The sequence below is a fragment of the Actinacidiphila sp. bgisy145 genome (assembly GCF_057708125.1).
In genome coordinates, this window is record NZ_JBYIRL010000015.1 from 32,066 (window position 1) to 50,732 (window position 18,667).

Consider the following 18,667-nt stretch of genomic DNA (forward strand, 5'->3'; position numbering starts at 1 on the left):
GCGGCTGGTGGGGTGGTCGGCGGCCCGTGCGGGGCGCGCCGTGGGGGTGGGGGTCTCGGGGCGTGGGCCGGGCGTGAAGTCCGCGGCGCCGTCGCGCCGTTGGCCCGGTCCACCGCCTCCGGTCCGCTGCTTTCACCCAGCCGCCTCCGGTCAGAGCCGGGCGTCCGCGCGGCCGGTCAGGCGGGAGAGGAGGAGGACGAGGGCGCCCGCGGCGAGGACGGCGACGCCGACGGCGCGCAGCCCGGCGTCCGCACCGGAGGTGAAGGCGCCGACGACGGCGGGCGCGCGGTCGGCCGGGGCGGCGGCGAGAGCCTGCGCCACGGTGCGCGGGTGACCGGCGGCCTCGACGTCGGCCGGGAGCGCGGCGGTGAAGCGCGCGGTGAGCACCGTGCCGATGACGGCCACGCCGAGCGCGCTGCCGAACTCCCGTGTGGTCGCCTGGAGTCCGGCGCCGACCCCGGCCTGGGCCGGCGGCAGCGAACCGGCGATGGCGCCGGAGAGCGCCGGCAGGGCCAGCGCCACTCCGGTGCCGGTGACCAGCAGCCATCCGGCGTAGGCGGCGTACGGCGTGCCCGCGCCGACCGTCGACAGGCCCAGCAGCCCGCCGCCCACGAAGGCGAAGGCGAGCGCGAGGGTGGCGTCCAGGCCGATCCGCCGCGCCAGGCGGCCGCTGCGGCGCGCGCCGGCCATGAGCGGCACGGTCAGCGGGATGATGCCGAGGCCCGTGCGCAGCACGCCGAACCCCTTGACGTACTGGAGGAACGACGCGTTGACGTAGAACAGCGCGAACATCCCGAAGAAGACCGCCGTCATGCCCAGGCAGGCGCTGCGCAGGGCCGGCAGGCGCAGCAGCCGCGGGTCGAGCAGGGGGTGCGCGGCCCGTAGCCCGACCAGGGTCCATACCGCGAACAGCGCGGCGGAGCAGGCGAATCCGGTGACGACGAGCGGACTGCCCCAGCCCTGCTCCGGGCCCTGCACGATGCCGAGCAGCAGGGTGACCGACGCGGCGACCAGCAGCGCCGCGCCGAGCGGGTCGAGCCGGCGGTCGTGGCGGGCGGAGACCGGGGCGATCCGGGCGGTCAGCGCGGCGAGCAGCAGCGCGACCGGGACGGCGGCGGCGAACAGCCAGCGCCAGGCGCCCCCGGACAGCACCGCGCCGCCGCCGACGTTGCCGGCCACCCCGCCGATGCCGGTCATCGACGCCCAGGTGGCCACGGCCGCGCCCTTGCGTGCGTCCGGCACCGCGTGCAGCAGCACCGCCAGCGTGTTGGGCAGCACCGCGGCGGCGCCGACACCGGTGGCCGCGCGGCCGGCGAGCAGCAGCGGCAGGCCCGGCGCGAGGGCCGAGAGCAGCGCGCCCGCGGCGAAGAGCAGCAGCCCGGCGAGCAGGACGCCCTTGCGGCCGAACCGGTCGCCCGCGGCGCCGCCCGGGATCACCAGGCAGGCGAAGACGACCACATACGTGTCGACGATCCAGATCAGCGCCGACGCGGACGGGTGGAGCCCGCTCGACGCGAGCAGCGGGACGGCGAGGTTGACCGCGGCGACCATGCCGACGACGAGGACGACGCAGGCGCACATGACCGCTGTCAGGCCGCGCGGCGCGGCGCCGCCGTGGGAGAGCCGCGGGCCGTCCGGCGCCGGGGCACGGCCGCTGATCGTTGCGTGGGTTGGCATGCCGACGACGCTACGAACCCCGGTGCCCTTCGTGCCACGCAACTTCAGCAATCACGCATTGCGTACCATGCAACTATGGCCGAGCAGCTCGATCTGAACCTCCTGCGCGTGTTCGACGCGCTCCTCCAGGAAGGGAGCGTCACCGGGGCGTCGGAGCGGCTGCACCTGTCCATCCCAGCGACCAGCCGGGCGCTGGGCCGGCTGCGGCGGGCGATGGACGACCCGATCCTGGTGCGGGCCGGCCGCGGGATGGCGCCGACGCCGTTCGCCCTGCGCACCGCGCCGCGGGTGCGGTCCCTGCTCGACGAGGCGTCCGCGCTGGTCAGCGGCGACCGGGAGGTGCCCGTCTCCGAGTTGGAGCGCACCTTCACCGTCCGGATCAACGACGGCGTGGCCGCGACCCTCGCCCCCGCCGTGGTCGACGCCGTCGCGGCGGCCGCCCCCGGGGTGGTGCTGCGCTTCGTGGCCGAGGGCAGCGAGAGCGTCGAGGCGCTGCGGGACGGCTCGGTCGACCTGGACATCGGCGTCGGCGATGTCGCGGCGCCCGACATCCGCGGCGCCGTGCTGTACCGGGAGCGGCTGGTCGGCGTGGTGCGCGCCGACAGCCCGCTGGGCGCGGGCCGCCGCCCGACCCTGGCCCAGCTGTGCCGCCACCCGCACGTGTCCGCCTCCCGGCGCGGCCGGGCCCGCGGCCCCCTCGACGACGTGCTCGAAGCAGCGGGCCTGCGCCGCCATGTCGCCGCCGTCGTCCCGACGTTCGCGGTGGCGTCGCTGCTGGTCGCCTCCAGCGGCTACGTCGGCCTGGTCCCGCAGCGCCTCGCCGAGCAGTACGGGGCGACGCTCGGCATCCGCTGGTTCGCGCTGCCCGCGGACCTCCCCGAACTCGACGTCCGCCTCCTCTGGCACGCCCGCCTGGACGCCGACCCACCCCAACGCTGGCTCCGCACCACCATCCGTACGGCTCTGGCCTGACGACGGCCCCCGCGCCGGCCTGCATGTGCGCGCCGGCCGTTTGGTCACGGTATGCCCGCCCGGAACATCCCAGGCAACTGCGACCGGTGACCCTCGGAACACGAGGTGCGACCTTCTGCTGGCGGGGCGTCAGCTAGAGTGCGACGAATAGCTAGTCGCACAATGCGCCTAGCAGAGTGAGAAGTTGGCCACGGGACGTGCTGATGTCACCGCCCGCGTGGCGAGTTGGCCGAAGGAGTGACATGACCCGAACGGTGGACCCGAGCGTGACCAGGCGCAAACTCCGCAGGGACCTGCGCCGGGCTCGGGAGCACGCCGGCCTGACGCAGCGCGAAGCCGCGAAGTTGCTGGAATGGTCACCGTCGAAGCTGATCCGGATCGAAACGGGTCAGGTCGGTGTGTCCGTCACCGATGTCCGTGCGCTGGCCGATCTCTACCAGGTGACCGAGCGGGCGCAGGTGGAGCAACTGGTGGCGGACGCCCGCAACAGCAAGGGGTCGAGCTGGTGGGCGAAGTACCACGACGTGCTGTCCCCGTCGTTCGGCCAGTATCTGGGCCTGGAAGGTGCGGCGGAGCAGGTGTCCGCCTACCATCCGGTCGTCGTGCCGGGGCACTTGCAGACCGGCGGCTACACCGAGGCGCTTCTCGAGCCGCGGGTCGAGCCGGCGCGGGTGGCGCGGGTGGCGGCACTGCGCCAGGACCGCCAGACGCACCTGCTCGACGGGACGGCGAACCTCTCCTTCGTGATCGACGAGGCCGCACTGCGCCGCCGGATCGGCAGCCCGGCGGTGATGCGCGGACAGCTGGACCACCTGCTGGAGGTGGCCGGGCATCCGCGCGTGGACCTCAGTGTGCTGCCGCTGGACTTCGGGGCGCACTACAGCACGATGGGCAGCTTCGTCCTGCTGGGTTTCACCGACGACGCCGACGTGCTCTACCTGGAGCAGGCCACCGGCAGTGTCACCACCGGGGACGACCTCGCCCTGCTGGCCCGCTACCAGGAGTGCTTCGAAGTCCTCACCGCCGGAGCCAGGCACGGAGAGGCCGCCCGCGCGCTGATCGAGCAGGCCAAGGAGGAGACCGGCAAGGACTGAACACCTGTCGTCGGGTTCTTGCTGGAGACCGAGAGAGTTTCAGGCCAACAATGCGGAGTACTGCGCAGGACGGCAGCGCTGAGGACGGTGCGGACCCGGGCGACGACGAGCCCGGCGCGGACCGGTCGGCTGCCGGGCACGTCTCGGACAACGACGTGCTGCTGAGCGCGCTGGGCGACCGGGGGCGCTTCGATCAGGTGCTGGAGTACCGGGCGCGTCGGCACGCACAGGAGATGGAGCGCATCGGCGCCGAGACCGAAGCGTACGAGCGTCGCACCTCGGCCGACGCCGATGCCCTTCGGCGGGTGGAGACCTCGCGTGCGCAGCAGCAGCGGCGCACCGTCATCGTGTTCGGGCTGATCCTTCCGTGCCTCGCGGTCTGCGGCCTGCCGGTGGCGGTGCTGGTGGAGCTGTCGCACCACCGCGCCCTGCTTCCGCTCGGTACGGTCGGGAGCTGCGTGGCCACCGTACTGGTCGGAGTCGTGGTGCCCGCGTGCGTGGCGGGCAGGAGGCGGCCGCCGCTCCAGCGGATCGTCGCGTCGCTGACGCGCTCGGCGGGCGGGGACCGGGACGACGTCAGCGGGCCGACCAGCCGGTCGACGGCCGACGGTTCCGGGACGAGCCCGGCCGCGTCGGAGCACACGGCGACTCCGGCGGCGGGTCCATCGAGTCCCCGGTCGCATGACCGTCCGGGCCGGACCTCGGGTCCTGACCAGCCGTCAGGGCCTGGGTGAGGTCGGGGTGAACCGCGTCCGGAGTGGATGCCGGCGGGGACGGGTACGGGGACGGGGGCGCGCAGCGACGTCGCGCCCGTATCACCTGGGCACACGCCGCCCCGAGGCCGAGTGCGGCGGTGAGGACGACCGCGGTCGCCAGCCACACCGCGGTCCGGGCCGCGGGTCCGTCCACCACCTGTGCTGTGAGGCCGGCGGCGACGAGCACGAACGCGGCGCTGCCCGCGCCGAGTGCGACCAGCGCCAGCCGGCGCCGCCACCGCGCGCCGGGCACGGACGGTGAAGGGGCACGGGAGCGCTGCACGCGGTCCTCGCCGTCGGTGCTGCTCACGCGCCTGCCTCTCCCACACTCGCCACGACGATCACGGTGTCCCGAACTGCCCGGTCGCCACGGCCGCGACGAACTCGCGCCAGGATTGGGCCGGGAACACCAACTGAGGGCCGGTACGGTCCTTCGAGTCGCGAGCCCGCACCTGGTCGGTATGGAGAGCCACCTCCACGCACTCGTACTCGTTTCCGCTGAAGCTGCTCTTGCGCCATCCGCCGGACGTGTCGGGCATCAAGATCACCATCCCCCCAACCGGCCGGTCGTAGGCCGGTCCCGCAGTCGCGCGCCGCTCGGTCCGGATCGCTTCGGTGAGCGGAAATGGTGCGGTGGAATTCCGCAGTACCTGTCTCCGCGCACAGAGCGGTCCATAGCCGTGCCGCGCCTCCGAATAAGGGGGATACCCATTTTGCGGTGGCAAGACACAACCCAGCCCGCGTTGAACGCTAAAGCACCGGGTCGACCGGTGGCAAGAAGCATACCGAAGGGCATGTGCGGCGGCTGCAGGCGGTCATGGTCTCGATGAGAGGGCTACGAACGCCCGCTCGGGCGCGCCCGAACGCCAATAGCGAGCCGGCGTACGCGCGGTCGCCCGATCGTGCCGCGCACCGGCTTATGCGGGGCATGTTTGACACCCCATCAACGAAGCCTGGTGGCGGGGGCGTCGAAGCGGCCGATGGCCGGTCGTGGGCGAACTCGCCCCGTTCACCTGCGAGGTAGTGGGCTTTGGTACGTCTGCGGGCGGGGCCAGCGGCTGGGATTCCCGGATTCCGCGGGCGCCGCCCGAGCCCGGTGCGGCGGCGGCCAAGAAGGCGGAAGCGGTACGTTCCCGGGTGAATCTGCCCGTCGCTGCTCGATTTCGGCCCATCCCTGTGTGCGGGTCCACTAGGTTGTGAACCCCGATCCGCGCCATTCGGGTGGTCATTTGACTTATGACTATGCCAAGAGCGCGAGCCGAACTGCCACGTGTGCTCGCATGATCGCGGAATGTAGTTCCCGTGAGGGAAATATGGAAAATACGTGCCCCGGGGCAGCGGGTCGGACCTTCTCCTTGAGAGGCGAGTGCCGGAGCCGTTGCCAGGGGCAACGGGCAAGGGAGCAGGAGCGAAGGGGGCGGGGCAGCGGTAAGGGGTGGGTGGGTCAGTCGCGGGACATCCAGGTGGCCACGTCGGCTTCGTTGCCCTCGGGGTCCACGAGGGTCCACCAGGCGGGGGCGTGGGCGTCGGAGAGCAGGCGGCCGCCGGCGGTGATGGCCGCGGCGATCCGCTCCTCGGCCTGGTCGTGGGGGACCGCGACGTCGATGTGGAGGCGGTTGCGCTCGGTGCGCGGGGTGCTCATCTCCTGGAACCAGAAGGGCGGTTCGCTGCCGTTGGGGTCCACCAGGTCGGCCTCGCCCGCGTCGCGGTAGCCGAGCAGGGCGCGCCAGAAGGGCATCACCTGCGGGCCGACGAGGGCGTCCACCGTGATCTGCACGGACTTCAGCGCGCCCGGGTCGGCGGGCGCGCCCAACTCCCGGGCCGCCCCGGAGATCGCCCGGGCCAGGGCGACATCGCGCTCGCTGAGCCCGCCGACCTCATGGGTGGTCAGCCGCACCGTCACGCCCGGGTAGCGCAGGTCCACGTCGGGGTGGTGGTTCGCGGAGTCCGCGAGGGCGCCGATCGCGTCCACCAGCCGCACGCCGGTCGCGAACGACCCGGTGCGGAAGTACGCGCTCGCGCCGTCGAAGAGCACCCGCCAGTCGTCGACCCCGGCCGCCTCGTGGAACTGCCTCGGTGTGATGCGTTCGACCATGCGCGGCAACGTAACACCGCCGGGCCCGGCGGTGCCCCAGGCGGGCGGCGCGGCCGTGGCGGGCCGCCGGATTCCACCCGGGCGGCGGCGCGGCCCCGACCGCCCGCACCCCGTCCCGCCGGGCGTCCCGCCGGCCCGTCCCGCCGGGTGCACCTTTGCCGGTGCGGGCCGGCGAACACCCCCGAAGGAGCGGAGTTCGGACGGATTCCGGTCATCTTGCGCACGCCTGGAGGCCGTACGGCGGCCATATGGCACCTTGCTAATGAACAGGCGGCCGCCCGAACTTCCGGGGCGGCCGCCCGACGTTGGAAGGAGCCTCACACGTGACATCCGACGCATTCCCACCGCAGGCGGCCCGGCACACCCGGCGGCGGTTCCTCACCGTGACGGGCGCGGCGACCGCCCTCGCCTTCGGCGTCAACGTGGCGCACGCGGCAGCGGCGGGCGCCGACACGCCGTTACCGGGCGACCCGTTCACCCTCGGTGTCGCCTCCGGCGACCCGCTGCCGGACGCGGTGGTGATCTGGACCCGGCTCGCCCCCCAGCCGTACGAGCCGCTGGGCGGCATGCCCTACCACGCGGTGCCGGTGAGCTGGCAGGTCGCCAGCGACGAGCGGTTCCGGCACGTCGTGCGCTCCGGGACCGCCACCGCGCAGCCCGAGTACAGCTACAGCGTGCACGTCGACGTGCGCGGGCTGCGGCCCGGCCGCCACTACTGGTACCGCTTCAGATCCGACGGCCACCTCAGCCCGGTCGGGCGGACGAAGACCGCGCCCGCGCCCGGCGACCGCCCGGACCGGCTCACCTTCGCCGTGGCCTCCTGCCAGTCCTGGCCCGACGGCTACTACACCGCGCACGCCCACCTCGCCGCCGAGGAGGTCGACGCGGTGCTGTTCGTCGGCGACTACATCTACGAGTACGGCATCTCCGCCGCGGGCGGGCTGCGCAACACCGCCGACCCGGTGCCCGACCAGTTCCGCACCGAGGCCGACACCCTCGACCGCTACCGGCTCCAGTACGCGCTGTACAAGTCCGACCCCGACCTGCAAGCCGCCCACCAGAACACGCCCTGGATCGGCACCTGGGACGACCACGAGGTGCAGGACAACTACGCGGGCCTGTACTCCAAGACCCTCGCCCCCATCGACGACTTCACCGTCCGCCGGGCCAGCGCCTACCGCGCCTACTGGGAGCACATGCCGCTGCGCACCCCCGCGCCGCAGGGCCCGGACTACCTGCTCTACCGCCGCCTCACCTTCGGCCGGCTCGCCGAGGTCAACGTGCTCGACACCCGGCAGTACCGCTCCGACCAGGCCGACGGCGACCTGTGGAAGCCGGACAACCCCGGCCGCGACGACCCCGCCCGCACCTTCGCCGGCGCGCAGCAGCGGCGCTGGCTGCTCGACGGGATGCGCGCCTCGCACGCCACCTGGAACCTGCTCGCCAACCAGGTCGTGCTGAGCCGGATGGACCTGGACGCGAGCGGCACCCCGACGTACAACATGGACGCCTGGGACGGCTACACCGCCGAGCAGACCGCCCTGCTCGACGGGCTGGCCGGGCTGCGCGCCCGCAACCCCGTGGTGGTCACCGGCGACGTGCACGCCGCGTACGCGATGGACATCAAGCGCGACTTCGACGACCCGGACTCGCCGACGATCGGCGTGGAACTGGTCGGCACCTCGATCAGCAGCGGCGGCAACGGCGTGGACGTCTCCGTCAACGGCCAGAACTTCCTGGACCACAACCCGCACCTGAAGCTCGTCAACGAACGGCGCGGCTACATCGTGGTGGAGCTGACCCCGCACGCGCTGCACGCGTCCTACCGCGCGGTGCCGTACATCGACCAGGTCGGCGCGCCGATCAGCACGATCAGGAAGTTCACCGTCGAGGCCGGGCACCCCGGCCTCAACCCGGCGTAGGGGGAGAGCATGCGAGTGACGACTTCGCGGGGGCTGCGCGGGCTGGCCGCGGCCGCCGTGGTGCTGCTGTGCGCGGTGTTCGCGCCGGGCCGGGCCGCGGCGGCCGGCCAGCAGCTCACGCTCGGCTCCGACGTCGGCCAGGTGCTGGTCGACCCGGTGCCCTGCGCCGTGCAGGGCTTCCAGTTGCAGTTCGGCAACGCGGGCTCCGCCGCGGTGTACGCCGACGCGTTCATCGACGCGCCCGCGCCGCTGACGGTGTCCCGCTCGCTGGTCTCCAGCTACCTGCCGCCCGGGTACACGCTCAAGGTGGAGATCGACGTGTCCGCGCCGCGTACGACGCCGCCGGGCGACTACACGATCAGCGTGCACGCCGGCGACCAGCAGCTGTCCCTGCCGGTGCACGTCAACGCGGCGCCGGTCAACGACACGGGGAACCTGGTGCGCTACATGCAGGTCTCCGCGTCGTCGGAGAACCTGCCCAACTACCCGGCCTGCGGGGCGGTGGACGGCGACCGGACCTCCGCGAAGTGGGGCGCCGGGGGCGGCTGGAACGACGCCACCAAGGGCAGCTTCCCCGACTGGCTCCAGGTCACCTTCGACGAGCCCACCACCGTCGGCCGGGTGGACCTGTACACGCTGGACTCGGCGAAGTACCCCGCGGCCGGCTACGGCCTGTCCGCGTGGGACGTGGAACTGCTGACCGACGGCAGCTGGCAGACCGTCGCCCAGGTGCGGGACAACACCGCGGCCGAGGCCGCCTCGGCCTTCACCCCGCAGACGGCGACCGCCCTGCGCGTGGTCACCCTCGCCAGCAACGAAGGACCGACCTACTCCCGCGTCGCGGAGCTGGAGGCGTACGCGTCCTGACCCCGCACCGCCGCAAAGGGGGCGGGGCCTGGCGCCCCGCCCCTGCCGACACGCCCCGGCGCCCCTACCGACAGGCCCCCGGCCCGCGCCCCGGCCCTACGGCCTCAGCCCCGGTCCGCCCGCACCGGCAACTTCCAGTTCGGCCGCGGGAAGTGGCACGTGTACCCCTCCGGATACCGCTCCAGGTAGTCCTGGTGCTCCGGCTCCGCCTCCCAGAACGGCCCCGCCGGCGCCACCTCGGTGACGACCTTGCCCGGCCACAGCCCCGAGGCGTCCACATCGGCGATGGTGTCCTCGGCGACGGCCTTCTGCGCGTCGTCCACGTAGTAGATCGCCGAGCGGTAGCTCAGCCCGATGTCGTTGCCCTGGCGGTTGGGCGTGCTGGGGTCGTGGATCTGGAAGAAGAACTCCAGCAGCGCGCGGTAGTCGGTGCGCTCGGGGTCGAAGAGGATCTCGATCGCCTCCGCGTGCGTGCCGTGGTTGCGGTAGGTGGCGTTCGGGACGTCGCCACCGGTGTAGCCGACCCGGGTCGCGATCACGCCCGGCTGCCGGCGGATCAGGTCCTGCATCCCCCAGAAGCACCCGCCGGCCAGTACGGCCCTCTGCGTCTGCGCGGCCATCTCGGTCCTCCCACTCGTGAGCTCGCTCGCGTACTCGTCGATCCTGCACGAAGGTGAACGCTTTCCGGCCCGCCGCGATTCCATACCCGCGCAGCCGCCGCGCAGCGGGGGTCTGCGCCATGGCGGCGACGGCGCGAACCCCGGTGGCCGCACGGAAATGCGCCGTCAGGGTGGAGCGGGAGGCGCGTGCGTGCGCCGGACACGTGAGCCGGGGCGGCGCGGCGCGACGCTGTGATCCTGTCTCCCCGCTCACCTTTCGGAGCCCTCAGATGAAGCGCACTGCCCGGGTGGCCACCTGCGCCGCCGCAGCCCTGATCGCCGCCGCACTGGCCGGCTGTTCCTCCAGCACCAAAGCCACCTCCGCCGCCGGCTCGTCCCCGAGCGCCAACAGCTCCGGCGGCTACGGCGGCGCCACCACCGCGACCACCCCGACCGGCCCCTCCGCCTCGGTCAGCTCCGCGATCGCCAAGGGCCAGGCCACCGTCGCCACCAAGAGCGCGGGCAAGCTCGGCACGATCCTCGTCGACGGCAAGGGCCGCACCCTCTACCTCTTCCTCGCCGACAAGACGAAGAACGTCTCCACCTGCACCGGCGCCTGCGCCGTGGCCTGGCCGCCGCTGCTGACCACCAAGGGCGCCGCCAAACCCGGCAAGGGCGCCGACCAGAAGATGCTCGGCGTGGCCAAGCGCTCCGGCGGCATCAACCAGGTCAGCTACAACGGCCACCCCCTCTACTACTACAGCGGCGACACCAGCCCCGGGCAGACCAACGGCCAGGGCCTGAAGCAGTTCGGCGCGCTGTGGTACGTCGTGAACGCCCAGGGCAAGCAGGTCACGAGCTGAGCGGGCAGGCCGGCGAGCCCGGCGGGCGGCGGCACGGGCCGGGTGCCCGCGCCGCCCTCGCCGTGCTCGCCGTCCTGGCGCCTTTCGCCGTCGGTGCCGGCCTCTACGTCTTCGGCCGGGAGCACACCCCCGACTACACCAGCGGGCTCTACGGGCAGCACGGCATCGACGCGATCGACCTCAAGGCCCGGCTCGGCAGCGCCCTGTTCTGCCTCGTCCTGCTCCAGTACGGGATCGCGCTGTGGATGACCGGCCGCATCCCCCGGGTGCCGGCCGCGCCCGCCCGCGTACGCACCGGGCACCGCGTGCTCGGCTACCTGCTCTTCCTTTTCTCGCTGCCGATCGCCTACCACTGCCTGGTCACGTACGGCATCGAGACCACCTCGGCGCGCGCGGCGCTGCACTCCTTCGCCGGGTGCGTCTTCTACGGCGCGTTCGTGGCGAAGGTGATCGTGGTGCGCAGCAGGCGGCTGCCGGGGGTGCTGCTCCCCGCCGTGGGCTCGCTGCTGCTCGTCACGGCGGCCCTGCTCTGGTACACCGCGTCCTTGTGGGTACTGGGCGGCTACACCGTGCCCGGCTTCTCCAGCGTCTTCCCGCCGGGCTGACCGGCCGCGAACGAGCCGGGCCGTACCAGCCGGGTCGGGGGGCCCGCGGGGTCACGCGAGCCGGTTGACCACCGCGGCGAACAGCGCCGGGAAGCGCGCCGCGGCCGGCACGATCCGGGCCGCCGTCCCCGGACAGCCGCGGGCCCGCAGCAGCAGCGTGGTCAGGGCGCGGTGCCGCCGCGACATCGCGGACCACGCCCGTTCGTACGCCTCCGGCCGGCCGGCGCGCACACAGCGGACGAGCTCCGCGGCGCCGCGCACGGCCAGTGAGACGCCCTCGCCGGTCAGGGCGTCGACGTACCCGGCGGCGTCGCCCACGAGCAGGACCCGGCCGGCGACCCGGGCCCGGACCGGCTGCCGCAGCGGGCCGGCGCCGCGCACCGCCGTCGCCGCGGTGGGCGGCAGGCGGGCGGTGAGCGCCGGGAAGGCGGCCAGATGCTCGTCGAAGGGCGCGCGGTCGCAGGTCAGCAGGGCGACCCCGACCAGGTCGGGCCCGACCGGCGTGACGTACGCCTCCGCGCGGGCGGACCAGTGCACCTCGACGCAGTCGCTCCACGGCGGCACCGCGAAGTGCCGCCGCAGGCCGTAGCGGGCGGGCGCGGGGCCGGGCGGCCCGGACAGGCCCAGGGCGCGCCGGATGGGGGAGTGCAGGCCGTCCGCGGCGGCGAGGTAGCGCGCGGTGAGGCCGGCGGCGGCCACCCCGTCCGCGTCCTGCCGTACCGCGTCGACCTTCAACGGCAGGACGGGCACGCCGAGTTCGGCCGCCCGGCGGGCCAGGGCCGCGTGCAGTTCGGTGCGCCGTACGCCCCGGCCGGGCCCGGCCCGGAAGCGCGCCTCGGCGGCGTGGCGGGCGTCGACGTAGCGGATGCCGCGCAGCGGGCGGCCGCCGACGGCCACCCCGATCCCGGACAGCGCCGCCACGGCCGCGGGCATCAGCCCCTCGCCGCACGCCTTGTCCACCGGGCCCGGCCGGGGCTCGGCCACCACCACCTCCAGGCCCGCCCGCGCCGCGTGGATGGCGGTGGCGAGCCCCGCCGGGCCGCCCCCGGCGACGAGCAGGTCGATCACGGCGCGGCCACCGCGACGGCCGGCGCCGCGCCCGGGGCGGCGGCCAGCGCCGCGTTCTCGCAGCGCAGCCGGACCGCGAGCAGCGGCGCGTCCAGCAGCGTGAAGCACAGCGCGGTGACCCACGCGCCGTGCACCAGCGGCAGCGCGGCGCCCTCGACGACCACCGCGACGTAGTTGGGGTGGCGCAGCCACCGGTACGGTCCGCCCGCCACCAGCGGCAGCCCCGGCACCACGACCACCCGGGTGTTCCAGCGCGGCCCGAGCGTGCGGATGCACCACCAGCGCAGCGCCTGGGCGGCCACTACCAGGACCAGCATCGGCCAGCCGAGCGCGGGCGTGAACGGCCGCCCGCCCCACCCGGTCTCCAGCAGGCACCCGGCCAGCAGCCCGGTGTGCAGCAGCACCATCGCCGGGTAGTGGCCGCGGCCGTGCTCGACGCCGCCGCGGGCGCGGCTCCACGCGGTGTGGCGCCGCGCGGTGAGGAGTTCGGCCAGCCGTTCGACGGCGACCAGCGCCACCAGCACGGTGTACGGGGCGGGCGGGGCGAAGGACGTCATCAGCGGCCTACCAGGTCAGGAGGACGAGTTCGGAACTGAAGCCCGGGCCCATCGACACCATCAGCCCGGGCGTCCCGGCCAGCGGCAGCGGCCCGTCGAGGATGTCGCGCAGGATGTGCAGCACCGACGCGGAGGAGAGGTTGCCGACCTTCGCCAGCGAGCGCCACGACGGCTCCAGGGCGCGGGCGGGCAGATCGAGGCCGGCCCGGACCGCCTCCAGCATCTTCGGGCCGCCCGGGTGGCAGATCCAGCCGCCGACGTCGACCGGTTTCAGGTCGTGGCCGGCGAGGAAGTCCCGTGCCTCCGGGCCGACATGGCGCAGCACCGTGTCCGGCAGGTCGGGGCCGAGCACGATCCGGAAGCCGCGGTCGGTGGTCTCCCAGCCGAGCAGCCCCTCGGTGTCGGGGTAGAGGCGGCTGCGGGTCGCCACCGTCCACGGGCCCTGGCCGGGCGGGGCCGTCCGCGCCGCCGGGTGGTCCCGGCCCACCGCCACCACCGCGGCCGCGCCGTCGCCGAACAGGGCGCTCGCCACCATGCCCGCCGCGGACGGCTCGCCGGGGCGGACCGTCAGCGAGCACAGCTCCACGCACAGCAGCACCGCCACGCCCGCCGGGTGCCCTTCGAGGTAGTCGTGCACCCGCGCCAGCCCGGCCGCGCCCGCGACACAGCCGAGCCCGAAGATCGGCACCCGTCTGACGTGCGGGGACAGCCCGCACCGGGCGGCCAGCCGCGCCTCGACCGACGGCACCGCGAGGCCCGTCACCGACGTCGACACCACCAGCTCCACGTCGTCGGCGGCGAGCTCCGCGCGTGCCAGGGCGCCCCGGAGCGCCTCCTCCGACAGGCGGGTGGCCGCGTCGACGTACGCGGCGTTCGCCGCGCCGAAGCCGTCCAGGGCGGCGTACTGCTCCAACGGCAGGGCCAGATAACGGCACTTGACGGTCGAGGCCGCGTGGAAGCGGTCCAGCACGCCCCGGCCCTGCCCGCCCACCGCCCCCATCGCCACGAGGGCGTCCGCGATGTCGCGCTGCTCGTACCGGTGCGGCGGCAGCACAGCGTGGACGCCCACGATTCGGCTCATCGCCTCAGCATAGGAAGAACTACCGCAAATCCGGCCAGGCGCGACCGAGAGCCGCCCGGACGACCCACCCGTCGCGGGCGCGGCGAGCCGGGGCCGCTGCCGTGCCCGGGCCGCCTAGCGTGGCGGACGTGGCAATGGAGGCGAGGGTGCGCGGCGGCGCGGTGCGGGGCCTGGTCAGGGCGTCGCACCCGGAGCCGACCGCGGCGGTGACCGTGCTGGTGACGGCGCTCGCGGCCGCGTCCGGGCAGAGCCCGGGCGGGTGCGCGGCGGTCGCGGTCGCGGTGCTCGGCGGCCAGTTGTCGGTCGGCTGGTGCAACGACGTGGTGGACGCCGACCGGGACCGCGCGGCCGGCCGTACGGACAAGCCGCTGGCCGCCGGGGTGCCGGCGCGTGCCACCGCCGCGGCCGCGGCCGCCGCGGCGCTCGCCGTGTGCGTCGTGGCGTCGCTGGCGTGCGGGGCCGCGGCGGGCGCCGCGCACCTGGCCGGGGTGGCGGCGGCCTGGGCGTACAATCTGGGCGTGAAGCGCACCGCGCTGTCCTGGCTGCCCTACGCCGTCGGGTTCGGGCTGCTGCCCGCGTTCGTGACGCTCGGCCTGCCCGGGCACCCCGGCCCGCCGGGCTGGGCGGTCGCGGCGGGCGCGCTGCTCGGGGTCGGCGCCCATGTGACGAACGTGCTGCCGGACATCGACGCGGACCTGGCCGCGGGGGTGCGCGGGCTGCCGCAGCGGATCGGGCGGCGCCGCAGCCGGCTGCTCGCGCCGGTGCCGCTGCTGGCCGCGGCCGTCGTCCTCGTCCTCGGGCCGCCCGGGCCGGTCGGCCGCGCCGGGTGGGCCGCACTCGCGGTGACCGGCGGGCTGGCGGTCGCCACGGTGCGCACCGCGGGCGCCGGCACCGGCAGCCGGGCGCCCTTCCTCACCACGCTGGCGATGGCCGTCACCGCGGTCGTCCTGCTCCTCGCGCACGGCGGCGCGCTGGCGTGAGGGCCGCGGCGCCGGTCGCGGTCAGGGGCGGGCGGGCCGGACCCGGCCGCGCACCTCGGCCAGCGCGAGGCGGGCGCCGTCCGGGCCCGGCGCGGTCGCCGAGATCGCCACCTCGTCGCCGTCCTCAAGGAACGCCCGCTCGGTGCCGTCGGGCAGCCGCAGCGGCTCCGCGCCGTTCCAGGACAGCTCGATCAGTGCCCCCCGGGTCTCGCGCACCGGCCCGCTGACGGTGCCGGACCCGAAGAGGTCGCCGGTGCGCAGCGAGGCGCCGTTGACGGTGAGGTGGGCGAGCATCTGCGCGTACGTCCAGTACATCCCGGCGAACGGCGGCCGGGCGACGACGTGCCCGTTCAGCCGCACCTCCAGCGCGAGGTCCAGGCCGTACGGGACGGGTGCGGCGCGGTCGTCGAGGTAGGGCAACGGGGCCGGGTCGCGCGGCGGCGGGTCGGTGCGCGCGTACCGCAGCGCGTCCAGCGGCGTCACCCACGCCGACACCGACGTGGCGAAGGACTTGCCGAGCATCGGCCCCAGCGGGACGTACTCCCACGCCTGGATGTCCCGCGCGGACCAGTCGTTGAGCAGGCACAGCCCGAAGACGTGGTCGTCGGCGTCGGCGAGCGCGACCCGCTCGCCCCGCGCCGAGGGCGTGCCGACCACGAAGCCGACCTCCGCCTCGATGTCCAGCCGCACCGAGGGCCCGTACGACGGCTCCTGCTCGCCGGGCTCCCGGCGCTGCCCGCAGGGCCGTACGACGTCGGTGCCGGACACCACCACGGTGCCCGCCCGGCCGTGGTAGCCGATCGGCAGGTGCTTCCAGTTCGGCGGCAGCGCGTCGGCGCCCGGGCGGAAGATCCGCCCGACGTTCGAGGCGTGGTGCTCCGAGGCGTAGAAGTCGACGTAGTCCGCGACCTCGAACGGCAGGTGCGGCACCGTGTCCGTCAGCGGCAGCAGGCAGGGCGCGACGGCGGCGCGGTGCTCCGGTGCGGTCAGCCAGGAGGTGAGCGCGGCGCGCACCGTCGTCCAGGCGGGGCGGCCCGCGGCGAGCAGCGGGCCGAGCGACGGCGCGGCCAGCAGGTCCGCGAGGTCGGTCGGGGCGCCGGTGGCGCGGGCGGCGGCGCCGGCGTCCAGCACGTGGTCGCCGTAGCGCACGCCGAGGCGGCGGCGGGCGGGGTCGGCGGGGGTGCTGAAGACGCCGTACGGGAGGTTGTGCACGCCGTAGGGCGCGTCGTGCGGGAGGTCGAACGGGTCGGCGGGGCTCAACGGACCTCCACGGGGGTGCGGGTGCGGCTGGTGCGGTGCGGGCGGTGCCGTGGTCGCGATGATCACGGAAACGTCCCGAGGGTATCGGGGGCGGCGCGGGGCGGGGCGGCAATCGGGTTTGGAGCTGCCCGGGCGGCAAACGTAAAGTTCGCCCCACGGGTGGGCGGGGCGCAGAACCCGGCACCCATGGGGATCACACGGAGAGCAGCGGTTTCATGACGGCGACCACGCAGGACCTGTACGGGCCCGGGCCGGACCCGGCCCACGGCGGCGAGGGCCTGCCCGACGACGGCGACCCCGCCGGTGCCGGTGCCGCTGCCGCTGTCGTGCCCCCGGCCGACCCCTCGGACGTCCCCGGGATCGACCCCGAGCGCCTCGCGCTGTGCCTGGCCGTCCTCGCCGAGCTGGACGACCTCCCGGTCGACCACCCCGACGCGATCGCCGTACGCCGTGCCACCGCCGGGATCTACCGCACGGTCAAGCAGCGCCGCCGCCAGGAGCGCCGGGCCGCCAAGACCGCCAACGACAAGGCCGTCACCGAGGCCACCGCCACCGGCGCCGCCGACCGGATCGACGACGAGACCCTCGGCATCCAGCTCGCCACCTCCGTGAGCACCGAGCTCGCCGGCATCCTGGAGCGGCCCCGCTCCTGCTACGTCTGCAAGACCCGCTACGTCGAGGTCGACGCCTTCTACCACCAGCTGTGCCCGCCGTGCGCGGCCGAGAACCGGGCCCGCCGCGACGCCCGCACCGACCTGACCGGGCGGCGCGCGCTGCTCACCGGCGGCCGGGCCAAGATCGGCATGTACATCGCGCTGCGGCTGCTGCGCGACGGCGCCCACACCACGATCACCACGCGCTTCCCGAACGACGCGATCCGCCGCTTCAAGGCGATGCCGGACAGCGCGGACTGGCTGCACCGGCTGAAGATCGTCGGGATCGACCTGCGCGACCCGGCGCAGGTGGTCGCGCTCGCCGACTCCGTCGCCGCCGGCGGGCCGCTGGACATCCTCATCAACAACGCCGCCCAGACCGTACGCCGCTCGCCGCGCGCCTACAGCGAGCTGGTCGCCGCCGAGAGCGCGCCGCTGCCCGCCGGGGAGCTGCCCGCCTCCGAGGTGCTCGGCGCCTTCGGGTCGGGCGCGCAGACCGCCGCCGCGCTGCCCTCACCGCGCGGTGAACTGCTCACCCCCGACGACGTCACCGGCCTCGCCCTGGTCAGCGGCTCCGCCTCGCTCGCCCGGATCGAGGCGGGCACCGCGATCGACGCGGGCGGGCTCGTACCGGACCTCGACGCCAGCAACACCTGGGTGCAGACCGTCGGCGAGGTGGACCCCGTCGAACTGCTCGAGGTCCAGCTCTGCAACGTCACCGCGCCGTTCGTCCTCATCAGCCGGCTGCGGCCGGCCATGGCGGCGGCCACCGCCCGGCGCAAGTACGTCGTGAACGTCTCCGCCATGGAGGGGCAGTTCAGCCGCGGCTACAAGGGCCCAGGCCACCCCCACACCAACATGGCCAAGGCCGCGCTCAACATGCTCACCCGCACCAGCGCGCAGGAGATGCTGGAGACCGACGGCATCCTCATGACCGCGGTCGACACCGGCTGGATCACCGACGAGCGGCCGCACCCGGACAAGGTGCGGCTCGCCGCCGAGGGCTTCCACGCCCCGCTCGACCTCGTCGACGGCGCCGCCCGCGTGTACGACCCCGTGGTGCGCGGCGAGCGCGGCGAGGACCTCTACGGCTGCTTCCTCAAGGACTACCGCCCCTCGGCGTGGTGAGGGCCCGGGCGGTGTGAGCGCGCGGCCTACCCTTGCCGGGTGGCCCTCTTCACCGTCGAACGCACCACCGACCTCCCGCCGGACGAGGCGTGGCGGCGCCTGACCGCCTGGGAACGCCACACCGCCACGGTGCCGCTGACCCGGATCGAGGTGCTCACCCCGCCCCCGTCCGGCGCCGGCACCGTCTTCGTCGCCCGCACCGGCTTCGGCCCGCTCTCCTTCGCCGACCCCATGCGCGTCGAGGAGTGGCAGCCGCCCGGCGCCGACGGCCGCGGACAATGCCGCCTGGTCAAGACCGGCCGGGTCGTCCTCGGCTGGGCCGAACTCTCCGTCCGCCCCTCGCCCACCACCCCCGGCACCCACGTCCGCTGGCGCGAGGACCTCCGCGTCCGGGGCCTCCCCGACCCCCTCTTCGCCCGCCCCACCACCCTCACCGCCCGCCCCCTCTTCACCCGCGCCCTCACCACCCTCCTCACCACCCCCGCCTGACC

Annotated in this window: 18 protein-coding genes; 10 read left to right on the forward strand and 8 right to left on the reverse strand. The window is 74.8% G+C overall.

Going from position 1 to position 18,667, the window contains the following annotated elements; all coding sequences use genetic code 11:
- Positions 1-150: 150 nt before the first annotated feature.
- A complete protein-coding gene (locus tag AC3ERT_RS15650; protein WP_435174733.1) occupies positions 151-1,677 on the reverse strand; it encodes an MFS transporter in 1,527 nt (508 codons plus the stop codon).
- A gap of 75 nt (positions 1,678-1,752) precedes the next feature.
- Between AC3ERT_RS15650 and AC3ERT_RS15655 the strand changes: the two genes are divergently transcribed.
- The 3 genes from AC3ERT_RS15655 to AC3ERT_RS15665 all read left to right on the forward strand — a co-directional run bounded on the left by AC3ERT_RS15655 (position 1,753) and on the right by AC3ERT_RS15665 (position 4,477).
- Entirely contained in the window at positions 1,753-2,649 is an 897-nt protein-coding gene (locus tag AC3ERT_RS15655; RefSeq protein WP_435174736.1) for a LysR family transcriptional regulator, read from the forward strand.
- Between the two features lie 242 nt (positions 2,650-2,891).
- Positions 2,892-3,743, forward strand: a complete 852-nt coding sequence (locus AC3ERT_RS15660) for a helix-turn-helix domain-containing protein (RefSeq protein WP_335979407.1) — start codon at positions 2,892-2,894, stop codon at positions 3,741-3,743.
- A gap of 50 nt (positions 3,744-3,793) precedes the next feature.
- Positions 3,794-4,477, forward strand: a complete 684-nt coding sequence (locus AC3ERT_RS15665) for a hypothetical protein (RefSeq protein WP_435174739.1) — start codon at positions 3,794-3,796, stop codon at positions 4,475-4,477.
- Between the two features lie 362 nt (positions 4,478-4,839).
- Here the strand turns inward: AC3ERT_RS15665 and AC3ERT_RS15670 are convergent, their stop codons facing one another.
- Together AC3ERT_RS15670 and AC3ERT_RS15675 are read right to left on the reverse strand one after the other, a co-directional pair.
- Entirely contained in the window at positions 4,840-5,037 is a 198-nt protein-coding gene (locus AC3ERT_RS15670) for a DUF397 domain-containing protein (RefSeq protein WP_335979411.1), read from the reverse strand.
- Between the two features lie 905 nt (positions 5,038-5,942).
- Positions 5,943-6,593: a VOC family protein gene (locus AC3ERT_RS15675; RefSeq protein WP_335979414.1), complete on the reverse strand. Its 651-nt coding sequence runs from the start codon at positions 6,591-6,593 to the stop codon at positions 5,943-5,945.
- 323 nt (positions 6,594-6,916) lie between these two features.
- Between AC3ERT_RS15675 and AC3ERT_RS15680 the strand changes: the two genes are divergently transcribed.
- Positions 6,917-8,515, forward strand: coding sequence for an alkaline phosphatase D family protein (locus AC3ERT_RS15680; protein WP_435174743.1), 1,599 nt, complete (start codon positions 6,917-6,919; stop codon positions 8,513-8,515).
- A gap of 15 nt (positions 8,516-8,530) precedes the next feature.
- Positions 8,531-9,382 (forward strand): discoidin domain-containing protein, encoded by an 852-nt coding sequence (locus AC3ERT_RS15685; RefSeq protein ID WP_435174746.1) that lies wholly within the window; start codon positions 8,531-8,533, stop codon positions 9,380-9,382.
- Positions 9,383-9,486: 104 nt separating this feature from the next.
- Here AC3ERT_RS15685 and msrA read toward each other — a convergent pair whose 3' ends face one another.
- A complete protein-coding gene (gene msrA / locus AC3ERT_RS15690) occupies positions 9,487-10,002 on the reverse strand; it encodes a peptide-methionine (S)-S-oxide reductase MsrA (protein ID WP_435135105.1) in 516 nt (171 codons plus the stop codon).
- Between the two features lie 269 nt (positions 10,003-10,271).
- Between msrA and AC3ERT_RS15695 the strand changes: the two genes are divergently transcribed.
- Positions 10,272-10,844 (forward strand): COG4315 family predicted lipoprotein, encoded by a 573-nt coding sequence (locus AC3ERT_RS15695; protein WP_435135108.1) that lies wholly within the window; start codon positions 10,272-10,274, stop codon positions 10,842-10,844.
- A complete protein-coding gene (locus AC3ERT_RS15700; protein ID WP_435174748.1) occupies positions 10,802-11,449 on the forward strand; it encodes a DUF6529 family protein in 648 nt (215 codons plus the stop codon). The genes AC3ERT_RS15695 and AC3ERT_RS15700 overlap by 43 nt, the downstream gene beginning before the upstream one ends.
- Positions 11,450-11,500: 51 nt before the next feature.
- Here AC3ERT_RS15700 and AC3ERT_RS15705 read toward each other — a convergent pair whose 3' ends face one another.
- Genes AC3ERT_RS15705 through AC3ERT_RS15715 form a run of 3 tightly spaced genes read right to left on the reverse strand, consistent with a single transcriptional unit; the run spans position 11,501 to position 14,155 of the window.
- Positions 11,501-12,517, reverse strand: coding sequence for an NAD(P)/FAD-dependent oxidoreductase (locus AC3ERT_RS15705; protein ID WP_435174750.1), 1,017 nt, complete (start codon positions 12,515-12,517; stop codon positions 11,501-11,503).
- Entirely contained in the window at positions 12,514-13,074 is a 561-nt protein-coding gene (locus AC3ERT_RS15710; RefSeq protein WP_335979429.1) for an isoprenylcysteine carboxyl methyltransferase family protein, read from the reverse strand. Before AC3ERT_RS15710 ends, AC3ERT_RS15705 begins: the two co-directional genes overlap by 4 nt.
- A gap of 7 nt (positions 13,075-13,081) precedes the next feature.
- Positions 13,082-14,155, reverse strand: a complete 1,074-nt coding sequence (locus tag AC3ERT_RS15715) for a type III polyketide synthase (RefSeq protein WP_435174753.1) — start codon at positions 14,153-14,155, stop codon at positions 13,082-13,084.
- A 134-nt stretch (positions 14,156-14,289) separates the two neighbouring features.
- Between AC3ERT_RS15715 and AC3ERT_RS15720 the strand changes: the two genes are divergently transcribed.
- Complete coding sequence (locus AC3ERT_RS15720; protein WP_435135229.1) at positions 14,290-15,135, forward strand: UbiA family prenyltransferase; 846 nt, start codon at positions 14,290-14,292, stop codon at positions 15,133-15,135.
- 21 nt (positions 15,136-15,156) lie between these two features.
- On the opposite strand, the gene fahA is transcribed toward AC3ERT_RS15720, so the two are convergent.
- Positions 15,157-16,395 (reverse strand): fumarylacetoacetase, encoded by a 1,239-nt coding sequence (gene fahA, locus AC3ERT_RS15725; RefSeq protein ID WP_435174756.1) that lies wholly within the window; start codon positions 16,393-16,395, stop codon positions 15,157-15,159.
- 215 nt (positions 16,396-16,610) lie between these two features.
- Between fahA and AC3ERT_RS15730 the strand changes: the two genes are divergently transcribed.
- Positions 16,611-18,176 carry an SDR family NAD(P)-dependent oxidoreductase gene (locus AC3ERT_RS15730; RefSeq protein ID WP_435174758.1) on the forward strand — a complete coding sequence of 522 codons (1,566 nt, stop codon included), beginning with the start codon at positions 16,611-16,613 and terminating at the stop codon, positions 18,174-18,176.
- Positions 18,177-18,215: 39 nt separating this feature from the next.
- Entirely contained in the window at positions 18,216-18,665 is a 450-nt protein-coding gene (locus AC3ERT_RS15735) for an SRPBCC family protein (protein WP_435174761.1), read from the forward strand.
- Positions 18,666-18,667: the final 2 nt, after the last annotated feature.